Genomic DNA, 21,043 nt, shown 5'->3' with positions numbered 1-21,043 from the left:
AGTAGTCTTTTAGTAGTGTAACACAATAAAAAATCATTTCTGCAAAATTTCTCAGAAATGATTTTTTTATTTCTTCTCGCTATTACACGCTCATCCAGTCAGGCGGCGTATTGCGGTCCCAGTAAATGCTGCCGAGCTCATGATGTGATTGAAATCCGTCTTCAGCGGTATGGTAATGAAAATTAAACCAGTAGCCGTCTTGCGGAGGATGATCCCGGCGGACGTGGAACCTTAAAAGATCTTCACCTGTCAGCCTGTTATACACATGAAAAATTTTTTCGGTTTTTCCGGCCGACGGTTTACTGGAAATAACCACATCCTGATACGCTTCATCATCTTGAAACTTGGCTAAATGTCCTGTGATCACATCTTCGATTTTAGGCAGAATTTCACTTCTGTAATCATCTTCAATGACCGGAGAGATTTTGCTGCCGAATTTTAAAAATGATTGATTTTCAGCATCACCGAGAAGCTGCTGCTGATACGATTGAAACAGTAATTCAGGCTCCCGCCCTGCCTTCGCTTCTCCCGGCAGGGCGTGTTCATCATAAAAAGCGGTGTAATCATTCTGCTCAAGACTGCTCGACTGTCCTGAAGGCTTGTCTGTCATCAAAGCAGCCGGAGGAGACACGAGTCCGAACGTTACAATGGTAAACAGAACCACAAGGGTCTTTTTCATCCACAATTTCATGATAGATTGTTCCCCTCTGTTTTATTGTCCTCTTTTCCTTTATTTTAGCATAGATTAAAGCGCGGCGTCATGCCCGGCAGCGTATTATCATGCAATATGGGAAATTGGTAACTGTGACCGAGCGGATAAACCGCTTACAATAAGAAGGAGAAAAAGGAGGGGATGAGATGATTAACGCTTTATTTGCGACTGTATCACTTCTCACGCTGCTTTATTTTGTCGTTATGGAAATCACTGATTAACGAAAAAGAAGCCCATGATATCATGAGCTTACATGGATGACACCGAAGTGGAAAAGCGCCGTCTTTCTTTTCAGCACCTTGAAGCCGTATCGTTCAAACCGCGGGCTTTTCCAATGGTCTTTAAGCACTACGCATTTTTTCGCCGCCCGGACGGCTTGCGTGATGCACTCTTCGTTAAAACCCTCTTCTGCCAGCGCGCGGAGCGGTGCAATGCCGTCTGACGTTTCAACAGGTTCGTGAAACATCGGGTCAAAATAAATGACATCTACCGATGAATCAGGAAGCTCCCGCAAATAATCGGCGCAGTCAGCATGTTTAACCTGAATGCGTTTCATGGCGGTTTGGAGCTGCTCCATTCCGGTTTCCCACGTTTGAAGTCCTGTTTCTACAAGCAATGAGACAAGCTTGTTTTTCTCCAGGCCGATGACTTGCCCGCTTTTTCCGACTGCCAGGCTTGCCAAAATCGCATCGGATGCCAGGCCGAGTGTACAATCTAAAAAGGAATCCCCCTCGCGTAATCCGGCTGCTTTTAACAACGGCTCGGCTTCCCCTCTCAAAAACCGCTTTGCGCGGAACATCGCTGTATTCGGGTGAAAAAAGAACTTCTCCCCTTGCTTCGTGTAAAGTTCGAACCGCTCCTTTCCGATGACTAAAAGATCGCTAGCGGCTTGTTCCAGCATTTTTTCAATAGGCTGTTTATTGCGGCTGCAGTAAGTGTCACCCAGCCTGACACTGAGTGACTGCGCTGTGTGTATCGTATATTCGCTTGGTCTGTAACTCGTTGTGATCATCTTTTTCTCCAAAAAGAAAATGCCCGGAATTCGGGCATTTCAGCAGTGCGCATCGAAGGCATCCGTCAGATTTTTCATAATTTCCTCCATGTCATGCCCTTCGATTTCGTGGCGGGGAATAAAATGAACGACCTCTTTCCCTTTTAACAGCGCCATTGATGGCGAGGAAGGTTCCTGCCCCGTAAAATATTCACGCATTTTTGCAGTTGCGTCTTTATCTTGACCGGCAAATACGGTAACCGTATGATCAGGCGCTTGTTCATGCTGTAAAACAGCCTGAGTCGCAGCCGGACGGGCGAGACCGGCAGCACAGCCGCACACGGAGTTAACAACGACCAATGTCGTGCCCTCTGCCTGTTCCATAAAGCTTTCTACTTCTTCAGCAGTCGTTAATTCCTGAAAACCCGCACCCGTCAGCTCACGGCGCATCGGCACGACCAGCTGGCGCATATATTCTTCATAAGCCATTGACATAAAAAAGCCCCCTCTAAAATCCTTATATGAAGTCAAGGATACTATAGAGGGGGCCGGAATTCAATTGTTCAGGCCTCTGTTTTATATTTTCATGATTCCGCCTGTATTGGCGCTTGTTACGAGTTTGGAATACCGGGCTAGATATCCTGTTTTTACTTTCGGCTCGAAGCCTTTCCATTCGGCCTTGCGTTTTTCCCATTCTTCTTCAGGCACTTGTACGTCCAAAATCCGTTTTTCTATGTCAACGATGACATGGTCGCCGTTTTCTACGAATGCGAGCGGGCCGCCTTCAGCCGCTTCAGGTGATACGTGCCCGATTGAAAGACCCCGGGACGCTCCTGAAAAACGGCCGTCTGTAATAAGCGCCACTTTCGGGCCAAGCCCCATTCCGACAATCTGAGACGTCGGAGCAAGCATCTCCGGCATGCCCGGTCCGCCCTTTGGCCCTTCATAACGGATAATGACAACATCTCCTTCTTTTACTTTGCGGTTTATAATGCCTTCAAGCGCGGCATCCTGAGAATCAAAGACGACAGCGGGACCTTCATGTCTTGTAATCCCGTCCTGTACGCCGCCTGTTTTGATAATGGCGCCGTCCGGAGCCAGATTCCCAAACAGGACGGCCAAACCGCCTTTTTCGGTAAACGGATTGTCAAGCGGATGAATCACGTCATAATCCTTTACTTCATGACCCGCAATTGTTTCTCCGAGTGTGCGGCCTGTTACAGTCAGCGCGTCAAGATGAAGCGCCCCTTCTTTTTTCGCCAATTCATTAAGGGCCGCCGAGACTCCGCCCGCTTCGTGCAGATCTTCAATGAAGACGTCCGAGGCCGGCGCCAATTTCGATAAGTGAGGCACTCGTTCAGCCACTTCGTTAATGCGTTCTAAAGAGTACTCAACCCCAGCTTCATTGGCAAGCGCAAGCGTATGCAGCACTGTGTTGGTTGAGCCGCCGAGAGCCATGTCTAACGCAAACGCGTTGTCAATCGCTTTTTCGGTGACAATATCACGCGGCTTAATGTCTTTTTTGATGGTCTCCATCAATTGGGCCGCTGATTTTCTCACAAACTCTCTTCTCTCCGGTGAAGTTGCCAGAATTGTTCCGTTTCCCGGAAGCGCCAGACCGAGCGCTTCAGACAGACAGTTCATGGAGTTTGCCGTAAACATGCCTGAACAAGATCCGCACGTCGGACAGCCGAACTGTTCCAGCTCCTGCAGGTCGCTTTCACCGATTTTCCCGGCTTGATATGCGCCGACGCCTTCAAATACTGAAGAAAGCGAAATTTTGCGGCCATCGCTTGTACGGCCGGCTGCCATCGGCCCCCCGCTGACAAAAATGGTCGGAATATTAATCCGCATAGCCGCCATCAGCATCCCCGGCGTAATTTTGTCGCAGTTCGGAATGCAGACCATTCCGTCAAACCAGTGCGCCGAGACGACCGTTTCAACTGAATCGGCAATGATTTCGCGGCTCGGCAGCGAATATCTCATGCCGATATGCCCCATCGCGATTCCGTCATCTACTCCGATCGTATTAAATTCAAAAGGCACACCGCCCGCTTCCCTGATTGCTTCTTTTACGATTTTTCCAAATTCCTGCAGGTGAACATGCCCGGGAACGATATCGATGTATGAATTACAGACCGCGATAAACGGCTTGCCGAAGTCTTCTTCTTTTACGCCGGCAGCGCGAAGAAGGCTGCGGTGCGGCGCTCTGTCAATTCCCTGTGTGATCATGTTGCTGCGTAATTCTGCCATGGTGATCCCCCTACTGTTTTTAGACTGTGCATTATTTTTAAAATTTTCAGTTTATTCTAGGGCGCGTTCTGCAAATTACCTGTTTACAGTGTCTTTGCCCTGTCTCGCTTTTCTATTCTTTCTGTATTTCGATAAAAACCCTCCAACAATTAATATTGTACTTACTATATAGAGTTTTGAATCATTTTTCAACAATATTCTAAATAATTTTTATAAAAAGTGAATTCAAATAAAAAAGGTGCATGGCGCACCTTTTTGTTATAACTGTTCTTTTTTTCTGCTTTCAGTCATTTGTTTCCAGACTGAACCTTTCGCCTCTTCTCCGTGCTCAATCCGTTCAATCGCCATTTTGACTTGCAGGCTGACTTCGAATTCCGGATCGTCTTCCGCCGCTTTTAATGCTTCCAGCGCGCTTTCATCGCCGACTTCATATAAAAACATGGCCGCGCGCCAGCGCACGAGCTTGCTTGAGTCACTGAGCGATTTCATCATAGCCGGGATGGCGCTCGCATCGCCGAGATCCGACAGACAGTCACCCGCCGTCCTTCTGACCGTCACCGTTTTGTCTTCAAGCGCTTTGTATAACAGCGGAAGCACAGACGGCTTTTCGATCATTCCCAAATAAACGACGGCTTGTCTTCTGATCGAAGTCTTCGGATCATGCAGCGCCTTTTCCAATACTGGTAAATCGTCTTCATCCGGATCCATTTGCTCAAGATGGGCATAGCGCTGTTTCCAGTCTTCATCATCGAGCATTTCCAAAGTCACTTTATAAGCTTTCCGCTGCACTGCCGGTTTGGCCTCACCCTTTTGCTGTACGGCTGCTTCTGTCAGGCGTTTGAGCCGCTCATCACTGTAGGCGGCCTGAAGCTCTTCTGTGACATCGTGTCCGATTTCGGTAAAATCCCCGAAACGCACGCCTTGTTCTTTCCAAGCCCGCTCAAATACAACATTTGAAGCTTCGGAACGCAGCTTTAAGATGGCTTCTTGGAAACGTTCCGGAAGGCCGAAGCGCTCTTCACGTTCGCCGTCCGTCAATTTGACCTGCATCGGGATTCCGCTGAACATTTGTACGAAAACCTTCACTTCACCGAACGATTCCTGTTCAGAACGGCTCTCAGACTGCTCCGTATGTTCCATTCCGAAAGCGGAACGGACCTGAGGCAGAATGTCCTTCCAGTCAAAACGGGCGTTTCTCTCCACAGCCAGAAAATCGGCAACGTGATAAACGCCCTTTACTCCTTCAATGTTTAAAATATCACGTACGACGGCCGGAGCATCATCTGCCTGATCGGGCTTGTAATTGTTGCTTTTCCCCGCCGGAAGCTCTTCAGTCAAAATCACTTTCATCGTGTTCGGACTCGGCGTCGGTTCTATTGATTTAATCTTCATATTGGTCCTCCTATGCGCAATCTGACACTTATTCTAACATAGTCGGCACAAGCGTTCTATTGCGCCGCTTAGCTTTTGCCGATGCCGGCCTCTTTTTGGATACGGGCGGCGAACTGCAAAAGAAATTGATGCCGCTCCTCTGCTAAACCGGCCCCCGCTTTTGTATTCATTAAGCCTTTAAGCTTGATTAATTTATCCTCTATATGGGCCAGCACACTTGTTTGAGTTCCGTACATCGGGTGACCCTTCGCGCCGGCAAACATAAAAGCCCTGCCGATGCCCGCTGCGCCGATCGCATCAAGCATGTCTGCATCCTGAACAACTTTCCCCTCCAATGAAAGCGGCCGCTTTATCAGCAGTTCCCTGTGTCTGAATGACATTCTCGTGATGATATCCGCGATCTCCTCAATGGAGCCAGCCGCAATGTTGAAAGCAGCCAGCCGTTCTGTCACTTCGCCTGCCGTCAGCCTTTCGCTTTTTTCGAGCTTGGCGTCAATCAGATCATGAACCAGCGCGGCCGTCTCAGTGATAAATAAGTCGGCGCCTTCTTCTTTTGCCATATAAACAGAAAGTGCTGCGACCCGGGAAATATGAAGCCAGTCATGGCCCGTACGTTCATTGATAAGCTTTTCTCTGACCCAATTCCTGACGCTTTCCAGCTGCTCTTTTTCGTTCACCGTATCACCTCTTATTGGGCCAAAAGCCTCTGCACCGTATCTTCAAGCTCTTTTGGGTTGACGTTCGGTGAAAAACGCCCGGTGACTTCACCGTTTCGGTCCACGATAAACTTAGTGAAATTCCATTTGACCGCTTTTGTGCCGAGCATCCCCTTCGCCTGCTCCGTCAGATATGTGAAGAGAGGATGAGCGTCTGCTCCATTGACATCAACTTTCGCAAACATCGGGAATGTGACTCCGTAGTTTTTCACACAGAACTCTTGAATTTCCGCTTCGTTTCCAGGTTCTTGATTCATGAATTGGTTGCAGGGAAATCCCAATATTTCAAGACCTTCCTCCCGATATGTATCATAGAGCTCCTGAAGCTGCTTGAGCTGGGATGTGAACCCGCATTTGCTTGCTGTATTCACAATGATCATCACCTTGCCTCTGTAAGCCGATAGCGTCATGTCTTCGCCTGTTATGGTCACTACGTTTATATCGTAAATTGTCATCTGCGGCCCTCCTTTTTACATTCTTCATTTATTTTACCTGTTTTACACTGCAAAACAAACGGTAACCGCTTTTTCCTTCCACTTAACGGAAAACGTTTTTTTCGAGGAACCAAACGGCTCTTTACCCGTCATAATAAAGAGCCGCTCCGAATTTTATGTCCATTTACCGCTTTTATCCCTGTCATTATGCGTTAAATGCGGTTTATTGCGCCAGGATGGATTGAAAAATGGCTTAAAAATTTCTATAATGAAGAAAATTAACGGGGAATAACGGAGGTGGCATGTTGCCTATTAATATACCAAATCACCTGCCCGCTAAGCAGGTGCTTGAAAGTGAACACATCTTTGTAATGGATGAAAGCCGGGCTTTTCATCAGGATATCCGGCCGCAGAAGATCGTGATTTTAAATCTGATGCCGAAAAAAATCCAAACGGAAACCCAGCTCCTCAGGATGCTTGGGAATTCACCTTTACAAGTTCACTTTACGTTCTTAATTCCGAGCACACATACTCCAAAAAATACGGCAAGGCAGCATCTGGATGAATTTTATACGGATTTTTCCAGCATCCGCCACAAACGGTTTGACGGAATGATTATTACCGGGGCTCCGATTGAGCACCTGCCGTTTGAAGATGTTTCTTACTGGGAAGAATTGAAGGAAATCATGGAATGGAGCAAAACGAACGTCACTTCAACACTCCATATCTGCTGGGGCGCTCAAGCCGGTTTATACTATCATTACGGCATTGAGAAAGTGGAGCTGCCGAAAAAAATCTTCGGTGTGTTTGAGCATACCGTTCTTAAAAAACATGAGAGATTGGTAAGAGGATTTGACGAGCTATACTATGTGCCCCACTCACGGCATACAGATATTAATACAGAGCAGCTGCAATCGGCTTCGGATCTGGATGTGCTCAGCGTTTCAGAGGAAGCGGGGGTCTGTTTAATCGTTTCAAAAGACGAAAAACAGATTTTCTTAACGGGTCATCCGGAATATGATACCGATACGCTGCTTCAGGAGTATGAGAGAGACATAGAGAGAAATCTTTCAAACGTAGAAGCTCCTAAGCACTATTTTGCGCCCGGCGGGAAAGAACCTGTTAACCGCTGGAAAGCTCATGCAACGTTATTGTTTATGAATTGGCTGAATTATTACGTATATCAGGAAACCCCGTATGAATGGGATTAATTTTTGTTTTGAGTGATACGGTGACAAAAATATGATAAAATACTCTTGATTCAGTATGCGTATAACAAAACTTTAAAATAATGGAACATATCAATTAAATTTAGTTTAAATATGTTGCCGCGCTTATTATAAAATGATGCACTTGTGTTATGTTTATCTATAGACAATAACTCCTTACGATGCATGAAGCTTGCTTGTTGTTGATTACATTGAGGTGAATTTACTTGAATACCAATAAAAAAGTATTAATTTTGACTGCAAATTACGGAAACGGGCATGTTCAAGTGGCCAAAACGCTCTACGAACAATGTCTGCGTCTCGGCTTAGATGTGACGGTTTCCAATTTGTATCAAGAGTCAAATCCGATTGTTTCAGAGGTTACTCAATACCTTTATTTAAAAAGCTTCTCAATCGGGAAACAGTTTTATCGTTTGTTTTATTACGGAGTTGACAAAATCTATAATAAACGCAAATTCAATATTTATTTTAAAATGGGAAATAAACGTTTAGGCCAGCTCGTCGAAGAGCATAAGCCGGACATTATTATCAATACATTTCCGATGATTGTCGTACCGGAATACAGACGGAGAACCGGAAAAGTGATCCCGACGTTCAACGTTATGACCGATTTCTGCCTTCACAAAATCTGGGTTCATGAAAATGTTGATAAATATTATGTCGCCACAGATTACGTGAAGGAAAAACTGATTGAAATCGGCACTCACCCGAACAACGTAAAGATCACAGGCATTCCCATCAGGCCTCAATTCGAGGAATCGATGCCGAAAGAACCGATTTATAAAAAATACAATCTCTCTCCCGACAAAAAAGTTCTTCTTATTATGGCGGGAGCGCATGGTGTGCTGAAAAACGTAAAAGAACTGTGCGAAAATCTCGTTCATGACGATCAGGTGCAGGTTGTGGTGGTATGCGGCAAAAACAGCTCGCTGAAAGAATCCCTCAGCAGCTTGGAAGGTGACAATGCCGACCGGCTGAAAGTGCTGGGCTATGTAGAAAGAATTGACGAGCTGTTCCGTATTACGGACTGCATGATCACAAAACCAGGCGGCATCACACTGACGGAAGCGACGGCGATCGGAGTACCCGTTATTTTGTACAAACCGGTTCCCGGACAGGAAAAAGAAAACGCCATTTTCTTTGAAGATCGCGGTGCGGCTGTCGTGGTCAACCGCCACGAAGAAATTTTAGAGTCTGTCACCTCCCTTCTTGCGGATGAGGAGAAGCTGAACCGGATGAAGGACAATATTAAAAGCCTTCACCTCCCCAACTCTTCTGAAGTCATTTTGCAGGACATTATAAAAGAATCTGAAATGATGGCCGGGAAGGCGGATATGGCATTATCGTAAAAGAAAAGCACACGAACGATTCGTGTGCTTTTTGTTTTTTTCCGGTTAAGCTTTGTTACTGGAAAAATAAAGATAAAAAATAGGGAGCGGCCGCTTGACGCCCGCTCCCATATGGTGTATAGTTGAACCATCATTTAACAACGTTTACATACGTACGGTTGGATGATGACAAAATTTTTTTTAGCACGAAGGTGCTACAGTACTAGGAGGAATTAAGCAATATGCAAAACGGTAAAGTAAAATGGTTCAATAACGAAAAAGGATTCGGCTTCATCGAAGTTGAAGGCGGAGACGACGTATTTGTTCACTTCACTGCTATCGAAGGAGAAGGATACAAATCATTAGAAGAAGGACAAGAAGTTTCTTTTGAAATTGTCGAAGGTAATCGTGGACCTCAAGCTTCTAATGTTGTAAAACTCTAAACTCAATACATGTTGATCAGATGACAAATAGAGGAGAGGCGTATGCCTCTCCTATTTGATTGCCGTCTGAATCTCAATTGCGACAAGATTCTGCTTACAGCGCTGCTCGATTTCTTCAATTTGCTTCTCCTTTGACGGAATACCTTTTTTTGCCATTTCCGCTAAACTTCCCAAATCACCGTATATTTCTTTAAATGTCTGCTGAAGGATTGTTTTTAAATCATTATCATTCACGGCTGGTTTTTCCCTTCTCTCCCAAGATACCCTGAATAATAGTAAATAAGCCCTAATTAATCAGGTTCAATAGTTATATCGGCTTATTTTCTATATTTTTTTCTATTTTCCGTACATATTTCTAAAAAAAATCTCCAAACTATTTGCGGAGGTGTTTTTTAATGGACTCTGAATTTTTTCCAAACGGACTGACGGATAAACGCCAGCTTGAATTAGCGGTGGAAACTGCCCAGAAAACAACGGGAGCGGCTACCCGGGGCCAAAATTCAACTTTGGTGGAATCTGCTTACCAAGCGATTCAGGATGCCAGAACGATGTCACAATCCAGTGAACTGCAAGCTCTCGACCAGGATTTTCTGCAAAAGCAGCGAATGCTTCTCGACGATTGCCAGCATCAGCTTGATGAATTCGAAAAATAAAACCGCAGAAGCTGCGGTTTTATTTTTTATTGATTTGTCAGCACCTTGCCGTAGGCTTTCAGCTTCTCCCCCACCGTGCATTGGTTGATACAGAAAGAATGAGCGTGCGTTTTTCCAAACTCTTTGCGGAAATGCTTTTTTACGAAACAGTCTTTACAATATTCATCCTGAAGCTCTGTCAATTCTTTATAAATGCTTTTTTTATCCAATATCAGTCATCTCCGTTACCTTCTAATGTTATGCGGCTTTCAATCTGCCGGTCCGAGAGAATTTTTCTGGCAAGGTCATCCGCTTCTTGATTTTCCTTTCGGTTTACGGCTTCATATGTCGGTGTCAGCTTTAAGGATTCGAGCAGCGCTTCAATTTTATCCAGCCATTCGTTTTGCGTTTCATCATAACACGGCCAGCTGCCGTCAAGCTGATGCAAAACGACGAGGGAATCCCCTCTTATCGTGATTGAATTTCTGCTTGCGCCAAGTTCCTGCACTTCCTTAAGTGCTTCGTACAAAGCGGCATATTCCGCCTCATTGTTCGTCTGAAGCGTTAAGCTTTTATTTTTCCGTATGCGATGCCGCTTGCCGCCGAGAGAATAATACACGACAATTCCGAGTCCTGCGCGTCCGCTTGTTTTGTCAAAGCCGCCGTCGAAATACACTGTAATGTCGTCAGGTTCGTACGCAAGTTCTTCAGTAAGCTTTTCTAATTCTTTAAGCGTCCAGCTCGCGCCTTTTTCATCCTCAAAATAAATGTCTTTTATATAAGGAAAGCGGCTGACTTCTCTTGCAAGCATGCGCGCTTTCGGAACGGTCAGCCAATCTTCGGAAAAAAACGCGACAGGGCCTGTTCCTTTTGCTTCTATTTCGATATACGGCTTAAGATTCATTGAAATCACCTTACCATTCATTAGTTGACGGGCGTGTGCTATAATCAAACCATTCTCAAATTGAAAGGAAGTCAGCAGGTTTTGTTTAACGATGTGTTATGGATCTTATTTGCGGTCATTCATTTTATCATTGTTCTTCTGTTTTATAAAGGATTTGGCAAAACGGGCCTATTCGTATGGATCGGTTTCGCCACGGTGTGCGCCAACTTGCAGGTTGTCAAAACAGTTGAGCTGTTCGGGCTCACGGCAACACTGGGAAATATCATGTACGGCACCGTTTTCTTCGCAACGGATGTGCTGAACGAAAAATACGGTCCCCGGGAAGCGCGCAAAGCCGTCTGGCTCGGCTTTTCCACTCTGCTCGCTTTAACATGCGCCATGCAGGGGGCTCTTTTATATAAACCGGCTGCGTCAGATATCGCACAGCCTGCCCTTGAGACGATTTTCGGTTTTCTGCCGCGTGTTGCGCTCGGAAGCCTCTTGGCTTTTATTTTCAGCCAAACGATAGATGTTTATGTATATTCAGCCATTCGGAGAATCTTTCCTTCAGACAGGCTTCTCTGGCTCAGAAACAGCGGAAGCACGGCGCTCAGCCAGCTGCTGGATACATTTATCTTCACTGCCGTGGCCTTTATCGGCGTTTATTCCGCGGGCGTATGGTTCAGCATCTTTATTTCGACTTACCTGATTAAATTTGCGGTATCACTCATTTCTGTCCCTTATGCGTATGCGGCAAAACGAATGACACCGAAGGGAGAGTGACGGATGATGCCTGCTGAAATTTACGTGGACGGTGCAAGCGCCGGAAACCCGGGCCCCTCCGGTATCGGTATTTTTATTAAACATGACGGGAAAACAGAATCTTTCTCAATTCCGATCGGCGACCATTCAAATCAGGAAGCTGAATTTCTCGCTTTAATTGAAGGAATGAAGCTGTGTGCCGCCCGCGGATTTGAGTCCGTGTCATTCCGGACGGATTCGGATATCGTGGAGCGGGCCGCGGATCTTGAAGCGGTTAAAAACAAGGCTTTCCAGCCGTTTGTGGATGAAATCGTCCGATTAAAGGCCGGGTTTCCATTGTTTTTTATTAAGTGGATTCCCGGCAGACAAAACCAAACAGCCGATCAGCTCGCAAAAAAAGCGATTCGGCTGAATAAATAACCGGAATGAAATTGCGTCTCACTGTTCATCCTACAAATGAGGTGAACAGCTGTGAGAAAAGAAAATAAAGGCCGGCTGACCGGGGGCGTGAATCCTCAGGGAAATATGGAAGGAAATGCGCATAAAGACCCGAAATCAGCCCTTGAAAACAACGCAAAAAAAAGCAATACAAAACGCTAGAGGGATCAGCTGATCTCTCTGGCGTTCAGCTTTTCGAGCATTCTTTCAATTCCTTTTATCTGATGGCGTCTGAGCATTAAGGATGCTTCCTCCATCTTCAATGAAAAAAGTGCTTCTTCAAGCGTACAGACTAACGGCACCTCGCAATGTATTTCAGCAAGCTGCCTTGACAGCTCCAATTCTTTCAAGCTTTGCTGAATTTTCGTTTGCTGGCCCTTCGGCAAGAGAGCGAGGCTTTCTAATAACCGTTCTATGTTTTCGTATTCACGGATCAGCTTGTACGCCGTTTTTTCCCCGATCCCTTTAACGCCGGGATAGTTATCGCTTGTGTCTCCCATCAGCGCCTTAATGTCAATCAGCGCTTTTGGCGGAACTCCCGTTTCTTCTCTGAATATCTCATCTGTATATACCTTATAATTGCCGATACCCTTTTGCAGCAGCGCTACTTGAACTTGTTCATTCAGCAATTGAAGCAGATCTTTATCACCCGTTACAATCGTAATTTCCGCTTCCCCGGCAAATAGGGCAGAAAGCGTACCGATACAGTCATCCGCCTCATAGCCTTTTATGCCGATGTTTAAAAACCCGAGCTCTCGCGCTGCTTCTTTCGCTAAATCAAATTGCGGAATCAGCTCAAGCGGCGGTTCGCTTCTGTTGGCCTTATAATCTTGAAACAAATCATTGCGGTACGTTTTGCTTCCCATATCCCAGCAGCAGACGACATGTGTGGGCTGAAACGTATCAACCGCTGTGATGAGATGCTTTAAAAAACCGTTGACGCCGTTTGTCGGGATTCCGTTTTCATTTATCATAAAATTGCGATGAACGGCCGTCGCGAAAAACGAGCGGAACAAAAGCGCCATGCCGTCAACGAGCAGTAATTTGTTATTCATATATCGAAACTCCTTTTTTTATTCAATGTTCCTATTTTACCAAAGAAGGCGGTAAAAAAACAGCATCCCCCCATTTGGAAGATGCTGCCGTCACGTTACTCACCGTGTCTTTTATTGCTTGCCATCAGCTTTTCAGCTTCACGGCCGGCATAAGAATCAAATTTCTGTCCGAAGCCGTTTTTCTTTTTGGCATTGTTATTCTGCTGAGCATTTCTGTTTCCCAGTTTTGTTCTGCCCATGGTCATATCCCCCTTTAGAGAAGATACGGATAGTATGTACAGCAAGCGCTGATGACACACGCGGCAGGTTCATCCATTACTGTCTGCCGACGAATTCTTTCACCATCTCTTCACTTACGAATCGTCTTTGCGGCACGATGCCCTTTTTCGCCAGCTGGTTCATTTTTGCGGTGATGCCATTAATGGCATCTGTCGTGAACTGTTCATTCTGTCTGCATTTTACAATGGCTTCTTCAATGGCCTGTTCACGCTCATAGTCAAGCTGTACAAATGTTTTGACGTGCTGATGCTGTTTTGCGGAATGTGCTGAAATTGCTTTATGGACTTCTGACATAAAAGGTTTCATCTCGCTTTTTTCATTTTAGTCTACCACGACTGTTATCTGCCCGCCAACCGGATTTTTAAATTTTCAGCATTTCATCTTTCTTTTTCCATGCTTTTTCGGCTTCGTAAAGGTGTTCAATTTCCCTTGCACTCGTATTTTCCGCAAGACCTTGTAAATAAGTGTCCCGCTGCTCGCGGATCTGGGACAGGCTTTTATCCGCCATGTCTTCTTGCAGACGGCGCACCTGCTCAGTATATCGCTCTGAAAGGCTTTCTTTCTCCTGCTCAAGCCACTTTTCTGTCACTTTTTGCAGGCTGAGCCTGAGCCCTTCCACAAACGCTCTTTTTCCGTTCTGTTCAAAAAACTGCTTCGGCGATTTAACTTCTTTTATGTGATGTGTGAATGCCGAGACGTCAATGACCGGAGCGACCTCTTTCAGCTGAACGGCAAATTCGTTTTCGGCGCTCACATAAATAGAGAAATCTCCGTCTTCCATAAGCTTCTTCTGACAGTTTTCCATCCATTCCTCAGTCATATGGCGCTCAATAAAACCGGTCATCCGGATATCGAGCGTTTTCAGCTCTTGAATATATTCAAAACGGAATTCTTTGAGCGCTTCATTCAGCGCCGCTGATATATTTTGTTTCCAATCACCGTTTTGAAGACCCGGATGGAAGGCGGTTTTCAGCATATCATTCGCATAAAACGTCAGGCGATGTTTAATGTGATAGAGCTGCTCTTCCGTATCTTTCATCACTTTTCGAATGATGACCTCAGACGTACGGCGCTTTGAAATGTCAGCGAGAGCTTTTTCATAGGAAGACTCCAGACGCTGTTTCTTTTTCTCTTTTTCTTCTGCCGACTGGTGAAGAGATTCGTGAAGCTGTTCCACCATATCGCACAATTTGTCGGCCTCTGTTTTCAGCTGGTGGCAGCTTGCCCTCATTACATCTTCCTCAATAAAGTGCTCAAGCCCGGTTCTTACATCAGAGAACCTGTTATAAAAAGCTGCTTTTTTACCCGCAAGCTCTTCTTTACTTGAGACATGATATAATTTCGGCCGGTTAATTCCCTCTTTTGAGAGTTCTGAGCGGACATAGTCTTTGACGGTTTCCAGCTCGCTTTCGGTTTTGGCCAGATCTGCGGCGTTAATGACAAAAAACATTTTATCCATGCCGAATGATTCTTTGACGAGGCCGAGTTTCTTCAGAAAAGACCTGTCTCCTTTTGAAAAAGAATGCTGATAGTACGTCATATAAAAGAACGCGTCAGCATCTTTTATATATTGAAAGGCAAGTTCCGTATGGCGCTTGTTTATACTGCTTGCTCCCGGCGTATCAACAATGGTGATGCCTTTTTGCGTGAGAGGCGAATCATAATACACGGTGACTTCTTTTACGCAGCAGGCCGTTTTTTCTTCCGCTGCATACGGTTTTAAATCTTCAACCGGCACCGTCAGTGTCAGCCTTTGACGGATCTGTTCTTCATACGTATCAAACGCCTGCAGCATCGTCTGAATCACCGGGATAAGTTCATCCGGAACTTTTCCCTTTTTAATGGCATAATTCCATCTCTCTTTCAGTGAACGTCCCTTTACATCAGCGTCTTTCAGCTCAGTGAGCTGAAGCATTTCAGCGTCCAGCTCCTCCTCCGTTTTAAAAACGATCTCCGCAGATTTATGCGGTTTGCCGTCTTGCGGTTTCGTTATTTTGTTGATCGTAGCCGTTGTGGGCGTCGGTGATGACGGAAGCACGTATTCACCGACAAGCGCATTTGCAAATGATGATTTACCGGAACTGAATCCGCCGAATAACGCCAAGGTAAACTGGCGGTTTTCAAGCCGCTCAATCCTGCTTCGAAAGGCTTCTGCCTGTTTTTCTAATATGCTCGAGGATTCAAGAATCCCGGCAAGCTCATAGAACCGATCAGTCTGCTCTTTTATAGGAAGTTCCTTCATCGCATTTTTTTCGGGCTTGTTTACTTCATACTGTACAGTCTCTTTTGGTTTCTCTATTTGGACGGGCGCTTTTGCAAGGCGTTTTTTTCGCGTATACCAGTCGCCGCTTCCCGTATCACAGGTCAATTCTTCTTCCCACAAAGCGCGGACTCGGGCTGCTTTTTCCAAGGCATTGCGTTCTTCTTTTGCCGATTGCGCGAGCTCATCCCTTATCTTCTTTTCTTTTTCGAGCCGGTTTTTCAAGTTGTCAATGAGCGGTCCGTTTTTTGCCTGAACATAAGCGGTCAGCTCCTCAATGAGTTCCGCTGTTTGTCTTTTGGCTTCCCTTCTGATCATCTCAGCGAGGTCTTTCGTATAAGTTAATACGTATTCAGATGAAAAGGCCGCTCCCTGCTTAATGGCCTGAGCGGTGATATCATCAGAAAGCGGTGTGCGGTACGCCTGGATTTTCTTGATCAGTTCGTCCGAATCCGCTTCATACCGCTTGGCCGCTTTCGTAAATGTGTCGATAATATGCCAATCCGCTTCCCCTTCCGTTCTTTTTTTAATATCGGCAAAAAATTCAGCATGCCTTCTCTCTTTCTCCTGAGTCGTTTTCGCTTTTGAAAAGAATAATCCGGTTTTAAATGAGGGCTGCTGTGATTCAATATAAGCAGATGCAAGCTCCCTCATCTCAAAGGGTGTCAGATTAGCGTTCTGCAATATGTTCTGCACGTCTTTTCTGATGTCTTTCTCTGCTGTTTCAGCCTGTTGAACGGCTTTTTTAAGCTCATCTTCAACAGAACGGACAAGTGCTTCTTGTTTGTCAAACTGCTCTCCGCTGCCGTTTTTATCTTCTTTTACGAGCATCTCTGTATGCTCTTTGACTAAGTGTGCGACTTTTCTCTCCGTTAAGGACCATAAATTTGATTTTGCCTGCTGTTTCAGCTTCTGCAGATGTTTTTTCAGCTGTTCCATGCCGTTTAAAGGATGGTCAGGATCAGTGACAGACGTAAAGAAAAGCGATTCTTTCGGTATTCCCGCGCCTTCAAGCATATCTTCCACCTGCCTGCGGTACTCTTCAAACTTCGTTTCGGTTTCATCATGCCTGTCAATTTGGTTGACGATCAGAAACAAATTCGGAATACGGTCTTTGATGGAGCTGAGAAACAGCATATTTTCTTCTGAATGAACGTGATTATAATGAACGACGTAAAATAAAGCGTCAGCCTGATGGAGAACCGAAGCGGCAGATAAAAAATGCGCTTCGTCCGTCGAATCAATTCCCGGTGTGTCAATGTAGGCCGCATAAGGCTCTGACTCCTTAAAGCCGGCATAGACTTCCACCGTTTCAATTTGCTCACCGTCTTTACAGAATTGCTGCACTTGTTCTTTATCGTAACTTCCTTTAATTTCTGCATAAGCCCCGTCCGTCGTATGAAGCACGACTTTATCTTCACCGTGCCGGATGACAACGAGGTTGGCGCTTGTGGGAATCGGGCTTGTCGGCAGTATGTCTTCACCAAGCAATGTGTTTAATAAAGAGGACTTTCCGGCCGAATAATGCCCGGTAAACGCGATATAAACCTCTTCATCAGCCGCTTTTTTCATAATGGCCGCGAGCTGATCGGCCCGTTTTTCATCCTGGTGATCCAAAAATTGTGCGTATAAGGCACCCGTTCTGCTGAAAATCTCCCTGTTATGGCGTTCTTCTTCTGTCATGTGTCTTTACCCCTTTGTGTCTGTCGCATCAAATGACGTTTTCATTTTTAGAAAGCTCTGAAAAAAACCTCTCCCCCATTTTACACAAGAATGGCCCACTTTTCTTCAGGAAACGTAAAAAAGCCGCCGATATCGGCAGCTGATAAAAAAAACACCCGCGGCATTAAAAACCGCAGATGTTTAAGAAGACATCGATTTATTCGAAACTTTTTTCAATACGAAACCAATTAAAACACTGTATGTACAAACGGCTGCAAATAAAAATAACATTGTCATTTTCGGCACCACCTTGAATGAGAATCATTTTCATATTTACATCTTATCATGAGTGAGAATGATTTTCAATCTCTATTTTGCGGTGTTTTCTTCTAGCGCTTTCTCTTCGGCGCGAATCCTCACAGTGAGCATGCAGGCATTGAGAATCGAAAAGAGAAACAGTGTCCAATATGCTCCGTATAACAGCGGCAGAAAAATAAATTCTAAGATGACGACCGCGTAGTTCGGGTGCTTCATCCACCTGTACGGCCCCTTTCTGACAAGCTCCGCATCCGGCACGACAAGAATTTTCGTATTCCAATACCGCCCTAATGATAATAGAGCCCAATACCTGATCCCCTGTACAAATAAAATAATACATATAATGGCGGCCCACCTTGGAGAAAGCGTTTTTTGAAACGCCGCCACCTCAGCTGTAAGAGAGACAAAAAAGAGCACGTGCATCAGGACGAGAAAGGGATAATGTCCTTCTCCGTATTCGACTGCGCCTTGCTTTTTCACCTTCTGCTCATTGCGCCGGGCCACGATCATCTCCGCAATCCGCTGGGCCGCAAGCAGCATGATAAACAGCCAAAACATTAAGAAGCCCCCTTTTCCCAGCTGAACAGCAAAAGCTCAGACGAAAATCCCGGCCCGAGAGCGCCGATCAGCCCTTTTTCGTTTTCTTTCTGCCGGCCGCGGAGCAACTGTTCTTTTATCACGTGAAAAATAGTTGCGGAAGACATGTTGCCGTGTTTTTGCAGCACCTTCCGAGATGCCGCAAGCTGACCGGTGTCCATTGAAAGACTCGTTAAATAGGCGTCAATGACCTTTTTCCCGCCTGGATGGGCAAGAAAGGTTTTAATGTCGTGAGGATCGACACCATATTCTAATAAAAATTCATCAACATTGTCCTTCAGCCACTGTGAAACCAGGGTGGGAATATCTCTTGAAAAAATGACTTGAAAACCGCTGTCGGTGAATTCCCAGCCCATCACATCTTCCGCATCCGGCATCATCACCGATTGAGTGGCAAATATCCGCGGAAGAAGCGGCTGTTTGACGTCGTTTCGGTTCGCCTTTTCCCCTCCGATTAGTACTGCGGCAATTCCGTCCGCAAACAGGGAAGTTCCGATTAAGTTGCTTTTTGACTTGTCGTTCGGCTGAAACGTTAAGCTGCAGAGTTCAGCCGCGATGACAAGCACGTATGCTTCAGGATATGCGCGGCAGTATTCGTACGCCCTGGACAGGCCGGCCGCTCCGCCCGCGCATCCTAAGCCCCAGATCGGTATCCGTTTTGTTTTCGCAGAAAACGGCAGCTGATTCATCACTTTCGCTTCAATGCTGGGTGTCGAAAGCCCGGTGCTGGAAATAAAAAAGATCGCATCCACTTTTTCATATGGGAAGGGATTTGTTAAACAATCCGGGTTTGTTAAACAATCAAGCGCCGCATCCGCACTATGCTTAACGGTTTCTTCCGTATACAGCCGGTTCTTTTCTGAAAAACCCCGCGCCGTTTTATACCATTCAATCGGCCGGACAAACTGCCTTGATTCAATTTCGCCGTTTTGAAAGGCTTTTAACAGCCGATCAATATCCTTAAATGAATCGGCAAACATCCCTCTCGCAAAATCCGCCGCCGTTTCTTGCGAGACATGATACTTCGGAATGCTCGTTCCGACCGACAACACATATGCCATGCCCATCACCTCTTCACATAAAGGTTTCCGCTTTTTTCCTGAATGTATGCATAAGTTTGAATCGAGGATTTCACTGACATGCCATTTTAATTTAAAATTGGCCCTTTTGAATGATAAACCGTTCGACTATACTTGACCCATTCATAAAAAAAGGTTGTGATAAGCATGCTGAAACCCGTCATTCTTAAAGGGTCACTCGTTCAGTTAGAGCCGATGACGATTGATCACACTCAGGCACTTTGTGAAGCTGCTTCAGGAAATAGGACGACTTACGCTTACACCCATGTTCCTGACGGAATCGAAGAAACAAAGCGTTATATTGAACGTGCGCTTTCCGATTATGAAAAAGGACTTGCATTGCCATTTGCAGTACGGAGTCTTGAAACAGAGCGAATCGTCGGAAGCACGCGGTTTATGGATGCGGAAGTGTTTACGCGGCCGGCGGACGCAGCCCCGGAAGTGTGTGAGATCGGCAGCACATGGTATGCCTCTGCCGTACAGCGGACCGGTGTCAATACGGAATGTAAACTTCTGTTGCTGACCCATGCGTTTGACGCGTGGCAAGCTGTCAGGGTGACGCTGAAAACCGATGTTCGCAACCAGCGCTCACGAACTGCGATTTTGCGGATCGGTGCCCAATTTGAAGGAATCCGCCGCGCGCATATTCCGGCTGTCGACGGCGGCCTCAGAGATACCGCCTACTACTCCATCCTTCGGGAGGAATGGCCTTATATCCGGCAAAACCTTTCTGGCCGGCTCGCAGCATATAACTGAAAAACCTGCCGATATATACGGCAGGTTTTTTACATATTCGGATCATGGACGTATAAATTGAGATCGATCCGTCCGTCTGACGTGACCGCTACCCCCTCAGCTTCAAGAGACAGCTTCTGTACAGAAAACATCTCTTCATCTCTTAATCCGATTTCACCCTTTGCATTGATGACCCTGTGCCAAGGAAGACGATGCTTTTTACTCATGGAGTGAAGAATCCGCACAACCTGCCTTGCTCCCCGCGGACTTCCCGCAAGACCGGCAATTTGACCGTACGTCATCACTTTTCCTTCAGGAATCTGTTTGATAATGGCTACCGCCCGTTCCGTAAATGTCATGTAACTCCTCATTTCGCAAGAAGCAGATGATTTTCGAGAAAATCAGCCACTTCCTGATCTTATTTTTATAGATGATAATTGCTTCATCATCATACTTATTACATCTCTGCGTTTAAATAGATTATCTCTTTGTTCACAAAAAATTAACAAAGATAGGTATGTACATGTTTAACATAATATGTAATAATACAATTGTATTAAAAAAGAAAAGGAGTGTTTGCAATGAAAATGAAAAAAGCTTTAGCCGGCTCAGCCCTATCACTCGCTTTACTCTGTTCTGCCGCCCCTGCTTTTGCCGCAGGTCCTGCTGATACACCTTCTGCAGAAAGCAAAACGAAGGAAGTATCTGCTTTGGCGACGTTCATACTTAATGGTTCTGGCCCTGATTATCCTACTTCAATTTACCAGAATGGAATCACCTATTATTTAGACAACATCACCTTCCATGGTGCTGATGGCACTTGGACAGCCGTCTACAAAAGCTGA

Annotated in this window: 27 protein-coding genes and 1 pseudogene; 10 read left to right on the top strand and 18 right to left on the bottom strand. The window is 45.6% G+C overall.

What is annotated here, in order from left to right; genetic code table 11:
• Positions 1-82: 82 nt before the first annotated feature.
• The 7 genes from ACWJJ4_RS14095 to ACWJJ4_RS14065 form a co-directional block, all read right to left on the bottom strand.
• Complete coding sequence (locus ACWJJ4_RS14095) at positions 83-691, bottom strand: YpjP family protein (protein WP_031378998.1); 609 nt, start codon at positions 689-691, stop codon at positions 83-85.
• 262 nt (positions 692-953) lie between these two features.
• A complete protein-coding gene (locus tag ACWJJ4_RS14090; RefSeq protein ID WP_454021735.1) occupies positions 954-1,724 on the bottom strand; it encodes a class I SAM-dependent methyltransferase in 771 nt (256 codons plus the stop codon).
• 39 nt (positions 1,725-1,763) lie between these two features.
• The gene (locus ACWJJ4_RS14085) at positions 1,764-2,198 is read right to left on the bottom strand and encodes a BrxA/BrxB family bacilliredoxin (RefSeq protein ID WP_454021734.1); all 435 of its coding nucleotides are present in this window, start codon (positions 2,196-2,198) and stop codon (positions 1,764-1,766) included.
• A gap of 81 nt (positions 2,199-2,279) precedes the next feature.
• The gene (gene ilvD / locus ACWJJ4_RS14080) at positions 2,280-3,956 is read right to left on the bottom strand and encodes a dihydroxy-acid dehydratase (protein WP_007409524.1); all 1,677 of its coding nucleotides are present in this window, start codon (positions 3,954-3,956) and stop codon (positions 2,280-2,282) included.
• A gap of 258 nt (positions 3,957-4,214) precedes the next feature.
• On the bottom strand, positions 4,215-5,348 hold the full coding sequence (locus ACWJJ4_RS14075; protein WP_046559705.1) for a conserved virulence factor C family protein: 1,134 nt from the start codon (positions 5,346-5,348) through the stop codon (positions 4,215-4,217).
• A 68-nt stretch (positions 5,349-5,416) separates the two neighbouring features.
• The gene (locus ACWJJ4_RS14070) at positions 5,417-6,025 is read right to left on the bottom strand and encodes an HD domain-containing protein (RefSeq protein ID WP_071391713.1); all 609 of its coding nucleotides are present in this window, start codon (positions 6,023-6,025) and stop codon (positions 5,417-5,419) included.
• Positions 6,026-6,036: 11 nt separating this feature from the next.
• Complete coding sequence (locus tag ACWJJ4_RS14065) at positions 6,037-6,519, bottom strand: glutathione peroxidase (protein ID WP_454021733.1); 483 nt, start codon at positions 6,517-6,519, stop codon at positions 6,037-6,039.
• A 284-nt stretch (positions 6,520-6,803) separates the two neighbouring features.
• On the opposite strand from ACWJJ4_RS14065, the gene metA reads away from it, so the two are divergent.
• The 4 genes and pseudogenes from metA (at position 6,804) to cspD (ending at position 9,498) form a co-directional block, all read left to right on the top strand.
• The gene (gene metA / locus ACWJJ4_RS14060) at positions 6,804-7,709 is read left to right on the top strand and encodes a homoserine O-acetyltransferase MetA (protein WP_003153608.1); all 906 of its coding nucleotides are present in this window, start codon (positions 6,804-6,806) and stop codon (positions 7,707-7,709) included.
• Positions 7,710-7,933: 224 nt separating this feature from the next.
• On the top strand, positions 7,934-9,076 hold the full coding sequence (locus ACWJJ4_RS14055) for a diglucosyl diacylglycerol synthase (RefSeq protein WP_007409520.1): 1,143 nt from the start codon (positions 7,934-7,936) through the stop codon (positions 9,074-9,076).
• 94 nt (positions 9,077-9,170) lie between these two features.
• A pseudogene (locus ACWJJ4_RS14050) lies at positions 9,171-9,282 on the top strand (hypothetical protein); the annotation flags it as partial.
• Between the two features lie 15 nt (positions 9,283-9,297).
• The gene (gene cspD / locus ACWJJ4_RS14045; protein ID WP_003153604.1) at positions 9,298-9,498 is read left to right on the top strand and encodes a cold-shock protein CspD; all 201 of its coding nucleotides are present in this window, start codon (positions 9,298-9,300) and stop codon (positions 9,496-9,498) included.
• A 51-nt stretch (positions 9,499-9,549) separates the two neighbouring features.
• Here cspD and ACWJJ4_RS14040 read toward each other — a convergent pair whose 3' ends face one another.
• Positions 9,550-9,732: a hypothetical protein gene (locus ACWJJ4_RS14040; protein ID WP_070082002.1), complete on the bottom strand. Its 183-nt coding sequence runs from the start codon at positions 9,730-9,732 to the stop codon at positions 9,550-9,552.
• A 161-nt stretch (positions 9,733-9,893) separates the two neighbouring features.
• Between ACWJJ4_RS14040 and ACWJJ4_RS14035 the strand changes: the two genes are divergently transcribed.
• A complete protein-coding gene (locus ACWJJ4_RS14035; protein ID WP_007409519.1) occupies positions 9,894-10,151 on the top strand; it encodes a DUF2564 family protein in 258 nt (85 codons plus the stop codon).
• A 26-nt stretch (positions 10,152-10,177) separates the two neighbouring features.
• Here ACWJJ4_RS14035 and ACWJJ4_RS14030 read toward each other — a convergent pair whose 3' ends face one another.
• Both ACWJJ4_RS14030 and ACWJJ4_RS14025 read right to left on the bottom strand, forming a co-directional pair.
• Positions 10,178-10,360: a zinc-finger domain-containing protein gene (locus tag ACWJJ4_RS14030; RefSeq protein WP_003153581.1), complete on the bottom strand. Its 183-nt coding sequence runs from the start codon at positions 10,358-10,360 to the stop codon at positions 10,178-10,180.
• Positions 10,361-10,362: 2 nt separating this feature from the next.
• The gene (locus tag ACWJJ4_RS14025) at positions 10,363-11,034 is read right to left on the bottom strand and encodes a ribonuclease H family protein (protein ID WP_024085518.1); all 672 of its coding nucleotides are present in this window, start codon (positions 11,032-11,034) and stop codon (positions 10,363-10,365) included.
• Positions 11,035-11,115: 81 nt separating this feature from the next.
• Here ACWJJ4_RS14025 and ACWJJ4_RS14020 point away from each other — a divergent pair, with 81 nt between their 5' ends.
• Genes ACWJJ4_RS14020 through sspL form a run of 3 tightly spaced genes read left to right on the top strand, consistent with a single transcriptional unit; the run spans position 11,116 to position 12,375 of the window.
• Positions 11,116-11,796: a queuosine precursor transporter gene (locus ACWJJ4_RS14020; RefSeq protein WP_003153578.1), complete on the top strand. Its 681-nt coding sequence runs from the start codon at positions 11,116-11,118 to the stop codon at positions 11,794-11,796.
• Positions 11,797-11,802: 6 nt separating this feature from the next.
• The gene (locus ACWJJ4_RS14015; RefSeq protein ID WP_031378992.1) at positions 11,803-12,195 is read left to right on the top strand and encodes a reverse transcriptase-like protein; all 393 of its coding nucleotides are present in this window, start codon (positions 11,803-11,805) and stop codon (positions 12,193-12,195) included.
• A 51-nt stretch (positions 12,196-12,246) separates the two neighbouring features.
• Positions 12,247-12,375, top strand: coding sequence for a small, acid-soluble spore protein L (sspL, locus tag ACWJJ4_RS14010; RefSeq protein ID WP_003153575.1), 129 nt, complete (start codon positions 12,247-12,249; stop codon positions 12,373-12,375).
• A 5-nt stretch (positions 12,376-12,380) separates the two neighbouring features.
• Here the strand turns inward: sspL and ACWJJ4_RS14005 are convergent, their stop codons facing one another.
• The 7 genes from ACWJJ4_RS14005 to ACWJJ4_RS13975 form a co-directional block, all read right to left on the bottom strand.
• On the bottom strand, positions 12,381-13,268 hold the full coding sequence (locus ACWJJ4_RS14005; RefSeq protein WP_070082003.1) for a 5'-3' exonuclease: 888 nt from the start codon (positions 13,266-13,268) through the stop codon (positions 12,381-12,383).
• 95 nt (positions 13,269-13,363) lie between these two features.
• The gene (locus ACWJJ4_RS14000; protein WP_003153570.1) at positions 13,364-13,507 is read right to left on the bottom strand and encodes a hypothetical protein; all 144 of its coding nucleotides are present in this window, start codon (positions 13,505-13,507) and stop codon (positions 13,364-13,366) included.
• A gap of 76 nt (positions 13,508-13,583) precedes the next feature.
• Entirely contained in the window at positions 13,584-13,841 is a 258-nt protein-coding gene (locus tag ACWJJ4_RS13995) for a YpbS family protein (protein WP_454021732.1), read from the bottom strand.
• 67 nt (positions 13,842-13,908) lie between these two features.
• A complete protein-coding gene (locus ACWJJ4_RS13990; RefSeq protein WP_454021731.1) occupies positions 13,909-17,490 on the bottom strand; it encodes a dynamin family protein in 3,582 nt (1,193 codons plus the stop codon).
• 180 nt (positions 17,491-17,670) lie between these two features.
• A complete protein-coding gene (fbpC, locus tag ACWJJ4_RS13985; RefSeq protein ID WP_025284905.1) occupies positions 17,671-17,766 on the bottom strand; it encodes a Fur-regulated basic protein FbpC in 96 nt (31 codons plus the stop codon).
• A 72-nt stretch (positions 17,767-17,838) separates the two neighbouring features.
• On the bottom strand, positions 17,839-18,345 hold the full coding sequence (locus ACWJJ4_RS13980) for an isoprenylcysteine carboxyl methyltransferase family protein (protein WP_003153565.1): 507 nt from the start codon (positions 18,343-18,345) through the stop codon (positions 17,839-17,841).
• Positions 18,345-19,445 carry a type III polyketide synthase gene (locus ACWJJ4_RS13975; protein ID WP_094247848.1) on the bottom strand — a complete coding sequence of 367 codons (1,101 nt, stop codon included), beginning with the start codon at positions 19,443-19,445 and terminating at the stop codon, positions 18,345-18,347. Before ACWJJ4_RS13975 ends, ACWJJ4_RS13980 begins: the two co-directional genes overlap by 1 nt.
• 165 nt (positions 19,446-19,610) lie before the next feature.
• On the opposite strand from ACWJJ4_RS13975, the gene ACWJJ4_RS13970 reads away from it, so the two are divergent.
• Positions 19,611-20,219 (top strand): GNAT family N-acetyltransferase, encoded by a 609-nt coding sequence (locus ACWJJ4_RS13970; RefSeq protein ID WP_077722495.1) that lies wholly within the window; start codon positions 19,611-19,613, stop codon positions 20,217-20,219.
• Between the two features lie 29 nt (positions 20,220-20,248).
• Here the strand turns inward: ACWJJ4_RS13970 and ACWJJ4_RS13965 are convergent, their stop codons facing one another.
• On the bottom strand, positions 20,249-20,557 hold the full coding sequence (locus ACWJJ4_RS13965; RefSeq protein WP_014305272.1) for an MGMT family protein: 309 nt from the start codon (positions 20,555-20,557) through the stop codon (positions 20,249-20,251).
• 222 nt (positions 20,558-20,779) lie between these two features.
• On the opposite strand from ACWJJ4_RS13965, the gene ACWJJ4_RS13960 reads away from it, so the two are divergent.
• A complete protein-coding gene (locus tag ACWJJ4_RS13960; RefSeq protein WP_031378986.1) occupies positions 20,780-21,043 on the top strand; it encodes a hypothetical protein in 264 nt (87 codons plus the stop codon).

It is taken from the genome of Bacillus sp. JK62 (assembly GCF_053663455.1).
This window is presented reverse-complemented; position numbering and strand designations above follow the sequence as displayed.

Coding starts and splice junctions, on each gene's coding strand:
- ACWJJ4_RS14085 (WP_454021734.1), bottom strand. CDS start 2,198: ATGTCAATGGCTTATGAAGAATATATGCGCCAGCTGGTCGTGCCGATG.
- ACWJJ4_RS14090 (WP_454021735.1), bottom strand. CDS start 1,724: ATGATCACAACGAGTTACAGACCAAGCGAATATACGATACACACAGCG.
- ACWJJ4_RS13970 (WP_077722495.1), top strand. CDS start 19,611: ATGCTGAAACCCGTCATTCTTAAAGGGTCACTCGTTCAGTTAGAGCCG.
- ACWJJ4_RS13960 (WP_031378986.1), top strand. CDS start 20,780: ATGAAAATGAAAAAAGCTTTAGCCGGCTCAGCCCTATCACTCGCTTTA.
- ACWJJ4_RS14095 (WP_031378998.1), bottom strand. CDS start 691: ATGAAATTGTGGATGAAAAAGACCCTTGTGGTTCTGTTTACCATTGTA.
- ACWJJ4_RS14000 (WP_003153570.1), bottom strand. CDS start 13,507: ATGGGCAGAACAAAACTGGGAAACAGAAATGCTCAGCAGAATAACAAT.
- ACWJJ4_RS13995 (WP_454021732.1), bottom strand. CDS start 13,841: ATGTCAGAAGTCCATAAAGCAATTTCAGCACATTCCGCAAAACAGCAT.
- ACWJJ4_RS13975 (WP_094247848.1), bottom strand. CDS start 19,445: ATGGCATATGTGTTGTCGGTCGGAACGAGCATTCCGAAGTATCATGTC.
- ACWJJ4_RS13965 (WP_014305272.1), bottom strand. CDS start 20,557: ATGACATTTACGGAACGGGCGGTAGCCATTATCAAACAGATTCCTGAA.
- ACWJJ4_RS14005 (WP_070082003.1), bottom strand. CDS start 13,268: ATGAATAACAAATTACTGCTCGTTGACGGCATGGCGCTTTTGTTCCGC.
- ACWJJ4_RS14015 (WP_031378992.1), top strand. CDS start 11,803: ATGCCTGCTGAAATTTACGTGGACGGTGCAAGCGCCGGAAACCCGGGC.
- ACWJJ4_RS14075 (WP_046559705.1), bottom strand. CDS start 5,348: ATGAAGATTAAATCAATAGAACCGACGCCGAGTCCGAACACGATGAAA.
- ACWJJ4_RS14065 (WP_454021733.1), bottom strand. CDS start 6,519: ATGACAATTTACGATATAAACGTAGTGACCATAACAGGCGAAGACATG.
- ilvD (WP_007409524.1), bottom strand. CDS start 3,956: ATGGCAGAATTACGCAGCAACATGATCACACAGGGAATTGACAGAGCG.
- ACWJJ4_RS13980 (WP_003153565.1), bottom strand. CDS start 18,345: ATGTTTTGGCTGTTTATCATGCTGCTTGCGGCCCAGCGGATTGCGGAG.
- ACWJJ4_RS13990 (WP_454021731.1), bottom strand. CDS start 17,490: ATGACAGAAGAAGAACGCCATAACAGGGAGATTTTCAGCAGAACGGGT.
- ACWJJ4_RS14025 (WP_024085518.1), bottom strand. CDS start 11,034: ATGAATCTTAAGCCGTATATCGAAATAGAAGCAAAAGGAACAGGCCCT.
- fbpC (WP_025284905.1), bottom strand. CDS start 17,766: ATGACAATGTTATTTTTATTTGCAGCCGTTTGTACATACAGTGTTTTA.
- cspD (WP_003153604.1), top strand. CDS start 9,298: ATGCAAAACGGTAAAGTAAAATGGTTCAATAACGAAAAAGGATTCGGC.
- ACWJJ4_RS14035 (WP_007409519.1), top strand. CDS start 9,894: ATGGACTCTGAATTTTTTCCAAACGGACTGACGGATAAACGCCAGCTT.